Here is a 4,671-nt window from a genome sequence, read left to right as displayed (position 1 = left end):
ACCCTCGGCCCACCCAGTACCATCGGCCGCACCGGAGAACGAACGACACCGCCCATCCGACGAAAGCCCCTGCTGCCTGGAGAACTCCACGAACATGTGCGGTGTCGCCATCACGGTGACACCGCCCACCAGAGCCAGCTCGCACTCCCCCGACCGCACCGCCTGCCCCGCCAGATGCAACGCGACCAACGACGACGAACACGCCGTATCCACCGTCACCGCAGGGCCCTCCAACCCCAACGCGTAGGACACCCGACCCGAAGCCACGGCGCCGAAGCCGTCGCTGTCCGGATAGTCGTGGTACATCAGCCCCGCGTAAACACCTGTGGCACTACCTTTCAGGCCCAGCGGGTCGATCCCCGCGTCCTCGAGCGCCTCCCACGACACCTCCAGCAGCAACCGCTGCTGCGGATCCATCGCCAACGCTTCTTTGGGACTGATACCGAAGAACCCCGGATCGAAGTCACCCGCGTTACCGAGGAATCCGCCCGATCGCGTATAGGACTTGCCCGCCTGACCCGGCCTCGGGTCGTACAACCCGGCCACATCCCACCCACGATCGAGCGGAAAGCCACCGACGGCGTCGACCCGGTGATCGACGATCGACCACAAATCCGACGGCGAGTCGGTCCCGCCCGGGTACCGGCACGCCATACCCACGATCACCAGCGGTTCGTCGCCGGCCGAAGCGGACGGGACCACTCGGGACACGGGCGAGCTCGGGTCGCTGCCCGATTCGGCGAGCAGGTGCCGCGTCAGCGTGTCCGCCGTCGGATAGTCGAAGATCAGACTGGACCGCAGCCGCAGCCCGGTCGCGGCGGCGAGTGCATTGCGGAATTGCAGCGCCGCAAGCGAATCGAACCCCAATTCCTTGAATGCGCGACCAGGATCGATGGCCGTACCGGCATCGTGTCCCAGCACCGCCGCCGCCTGCGTGCGCACCATATCGAGCACGGCTTCGTAGCGCCGTTCGGCGCTCGATCCAGCGAGTCGATTCCACAGACCGCCGAGATTCTCCGGCGTCCCGCGCGCCGCGGTGCGACGGGCGTCGCGCACCAGCCCGGACAGTATCGGCGACAACCGGCCTTCCTCAGCGGCGGTGCGCAATGCCGACCGATCCGTGCGGGCCGCCACGAGCAGAGACTGTCCGCTCGCCAGACCGGCATCCCACAGCGCCAGGCCCTGGCGTGTGGAGAGGGCGGCAACGCCTTCACGACGCATACGAGCCACTGCGGCGGCGTCCAGATGGCCGGTCATCCCGGTGGCCCGGTCCCACAGCCCCCAGGCCAGGGACACACCTGACAGTCCTCGTGCGCGGCGATAAGAGATCAGACCGTCCAGGAAACGGTTACCCGCCGCGTAATTGGCTTGCCCCGGCATGCCAAGCGTTCCGACGATCGAGGAGAACACCGCGAACAGCGGCAGTTCCAGGTCCTGGGTCGCGTGGTGCAGATTCCAGCCGCCATCGACTTTGGGAGCCATGACGGTCCGCAGCCGATCCGTGGTGAGTGATTCGATCACGCCGTCGTCGATCACGCCTGCGGCGTGCACCACACCGGTCAGCCTGCCCGCAGCCGTGATCCCGGAGACCAGATCCCGCACCGCATCCCCGTCTGCGATGTCACACGCCACGACCCGCACACGCGCTCCGGCCGAACGCAATTCGTCCACCACGGCGGCCGCGCCCGGAGCGTCCACCCCGCGGCGACTGGTCAGAACCAGGTCTCGGACACCGTGCACCTCGACCAATTTCCCGGCCACCAGCGCCCCGAGGCCGCCGAGGCCGCCCGTGACGAGCACCGTGCCGGCGGCGAGATCCGTTGCTGTGGTAGCGGCGGCGTCGAACTCGGCTTTCGCCAGGCGGGGCAACAACGTATGCCCATCGCGCACCACCACCTGCGTCTCCCGGTCCGGGACATGGCCCAGCACCTGTGCGACAGCGTCCTCGTCCAGATCGGAATCGCTGTCTAACAAGACGATCCGGCCCGGATTCTCCGACTGCGCCGATGCCACCAGTCCCCATACGGCCGCACCCGCCACGTCCGTCACCGCGCTGTCGCCGGTGTCGACCGCGCCCCGGGTCACGATCACCGCGCGTGCCGCCGCGGCGGGTTCACCGCCCAGCCAGGACTGCAGGAAGTCGAGCGTGCGCGCCGTGCGCTCGTGCGCGTCGGTGACCACTTCGGATGCGAACTCCCCGGACACGCATCGAAATATCTTCAGTTCATGCGGCCCGGAATCCGGGTAGGTGCCTTTTTCCACTGCTCGCCAACGCATCTGGTGCAGACCGTCGGGAGCCTGAACCGCGGCACCCACCAGCGATTCCGGCGAGATGGAACGCAGCAATAGCGATTCCACCGTCAGGACCGGTGCTCCCGCGACGTCCATCGCCCGGATCGACACGGTCTCGTCGCCAATCACACGGATACGGGCACGCAGTCGGGTGGCCTCCACGGCGTGGACGCGGAGACCGGACCAGGCGAACGGCAAGCGCACACAATTGTCCCACCCGGTGATCGTCAGCGCGGCGTGCAGCACCGCGTCGAGCAGCGCGGGGTGCACACCGAATCCGGTCGCCTCGCCGCCCCGCAATTCGACCTCGGCACACACCTCATCGGCGTCACGCCACACACCGGTCAAACCTTGGAACGCCGGACCGTATTCGTAACCGCGGCGCGCCAATTGCTCGTACACACCGTCGGTATCGAGTGCGACGGCGCCGACCGGCGGCCACGACGCCTCGTCGTACTCGGTTCCGGGCGCGACCGCCGCGGGCGCCACCACGCCCTCGGCGTGCGCCATCCACGGACCCGTGATCCCCTCCGGGCCATCGTCGATATCGTCGGTGTCCGGCCGGGAAAACACCCGCACCGCACGTCGCCCCTCGGCATCGGGCTCATCGACCACGATGCGCATCCGAACGGCGTTGTCGCTCAACACCAACGGTGCGGTGATGGCCAGATCGCGAATCTCCGCGGCGCCCAGGCGCTCGGCGACCGCGGCCACCAGCTCGACGAAACCGGTGCCGGGGAACACCGTTCGACCAGCGACCGCGTGATCGGCCAGCCACGGCATGGAAGCGAGAGACACACGGCCGGTCACCATCACGCGACCGCTGTCGGGGGTCTCGACCCAGGCTCCGAGGAGCGGGTGTCCGACCGCATGCACACCGAGACCGGTCGCGTCACCGTTCGACTGCGGCAGCGACCAGAATCGGCGGCGCTGGAACGCGTACGGAGGAAGGGACACCCAGCGGCCACCACTGGCCGCCGCCACCACGGGCCAATCCACGTGTCCGCCCGCGACGAACAGTTCGGCCGCCGAGGCGAGGAATCGGCGCAGACCGCCGTCATATCGGCGTAGGGACTCCACGACCACGGTCGTGCCCTCAGTCCTGACATCCAGAGTGTCCTGAACGCTGCCGGTGAGGACGGGATGCGGACTCGACTCCACGAACGCGCGACAGCCCGACTCGAACGCGGCGGCCACCGCCTCCTCGAAACGCACCGTCTGCCGCAGATTCGTGAACCAATACTCCGCCGTCAATTCCGCGGTGTCCATCGGGCGACCGGTCACGGTCGACACGAAGACCGGGCCGCCGGGCGCCACAGTGCGCGCAACGATCCCCGATACCGCGTCGAGCACCGACTCCCGCAGGTGCGACACCTGTTCGGAATGCGACGCGTAGTCCACCGGAATCCGGCGCGCCCAGACTCCGGCGCGTTCACAGCGCGACAGCAGCTCGACGCATGCCTGCACGTCGCCCGAGACCACCGTCGCCGCAGGACCGTTCACGGCCGCGATGCTCAACGCGGTGTCCCACCGACCGATCAGCTCTCGTGTTTCGGCCGCCGGTGCCGCGACGGAGACCATCGCTCCCGACCCGGACATCGCCGCGATCGCGCGACTACGACCCACCACTACCCGCACGGCGTCCTCGAGCGAAAGACCGCCCGCCACATAGGCTGCCGCGATCTCACCCTGGGAATGACCGATCACCACATCGGGACGAACCCCGACCGATTCCCACAACCGCGCCAGCGATGTCATCACCGCGAACAACGCGGGCTGCACCACGTCCACGCGGTCGAGATCGACATCGACCGCCGACCCCGAGACCACCTCCAGCACAGACCAATCCACCAGCGTCGACAACGCCTCGTCCACCGCACGCATATGGTCGGCGAACACCGCGGAACCCTCCAACAGCTCCCGGCCCATTCCAGCCCACTGCGAACCCTGCCCCGGGAACACCAGCGCGGTCCGCTCGCCGGACACCCGGACCAGGCCCGACACCACGCCCTCGGCCGATTCGCTTTCGCCGGATCCGATCGCCTTCAGGCCCCCGAGCAGCGCCTCGTGCTCAGTCCCCAGCACGACCGCCCGATGCTCGAACACCGAGCGCCGCGCCAGGGAAACCGCTACATCGGCAGCCGTCATGTCCTCCATCGCGATGTGTTCCATCAGCCTGTGCGCCTGGGCCGCAAGGGATGCCGCGGACTTCGCGGACAGCACCCAGGGCAGTGGCACGTTGGCCGGGGCACGCGGAGCCTCGGAGGTTCCGGTCTCGGCAGGAGCCTCTTCGAGGATGACGTGGGCGTTGGTACCCGAAATCCCGAACGACGACACCCCCGCACGCCGCGGACGACCATATCGCGGCCACTCCCGCGC

At 68.5% G+C, this 4,671-nt stretch carries 1 protein-coding gene; it reads right to left on the bottom strand.

Annotated elements, in window-relative coordinates; genetic code table 11:
• A partial coding sequence (locus ABZS43_RS36400; protein ID WP_355040563.1) for a type I polyketide synthase occupies positions 1-4,671 on the bottom strand: 4,671 nt, incomplete at both ends.

The sequence above is a fragment of the Nocardia sp. NPDC005366 genome, from assembly GCF_040606855.1.
Classification (GTDB): Bacteria; Actinomycetota; Actinomycetes; order Mycobacteriales; family Mycobacteriaceae; genus Nocardia.
This window is presented reverse-complemented; position numbering and strand designations above follow the sequence as displayed.